Source organism: Phaeodactylibacter xiamenensis (assembly GCF_000759025.1).
In the GTDB taxonomy this organism is placed as follows: domain Bacteria; phylum Bacteroidota; class Bacteroidia; order Chitinophagales; family Saprospiraceae; genus Phaeodactylibacter; species Phaeodactylibacter xiamenensis.
Genome location: NZ_JPOS01000049.1, coordinates 1 through 743 on the forward strand (window position 1 = coordinate 1; position 743 = coordinate 743).

At 49.9% G+C, this 743-nt stretch carries 1 protein-coding gene; it reads left to right on the forward strand.

The window, feature by feature from the left end; all coding sequences use genetic code 11:
• Nucleotides 1–9 precede the first annotated feature (9 nt).
• Nucleotides 10–743: hypothetical protein (locus IX84_RS18160; protein ID WP_152605132.1), on the forward strand; the 734-nt coding region annotated here is incomplete at its 3' end.

Below are 743 nucleotides of genomic sequence, written 5' to 3' on the forward strand. Positions count from 1 at the left end.
TCAGTAACAATGGATACGAATGGTCAGGAGTTCACCAGTTATACCGGTCTTACTACATCTGAATTAACGATCCCTGCCGGTACCCTTCAGCCAGGGACAGATTATGAGTACACCATTACAAGTAGCTGCGGGGCCAACACTACAGGCGTTATTGACGGCACAGAGATCAGAGATCCATTACCGGAGATCATTATAAGCAATGTGGTTCAGCCGGACTGCCTGGGCAATGATGCTGGAGGTTTCGACGTAACCGTAACAGACGACTGCGGAGCATTCTACAATATCAGTGTTGGGGCAACGACTTTCTTTAATGTCCCTGCCGGTGCGACGGTTACATTTATTGATTTGGAAGGTACGCCGGCCGGTATGACACATCAAGTCAATATTGCATTAGCCGATGCGGGCCCATGTGATTTAAGCGTTGAAGAAGTAGCCTGCCTGAATGCGGTAACTGCATCTGAGTTGATCTACACAGCCGACACTAGCCCTCCCGATGCATTGTGTGCGAATACCACTGTATTTTTTGATGCATCCGGTCAGGCATCCATCAACCCACAGGATGTAGACGGTGGCTCCACAGACGATTGTGCAACCGTGCTAAACTACGCTCTTGACCAATCCCAGTTCACTTGTAGCGATGCACCTGAGGTGATGGTGCAGCTGGAAGTAGGAGATGGAAACCCCGCAACGGGATCAGGAACCTGTATGGCTGCTGTAACGCTCATTGATGACTTGCTACCCTC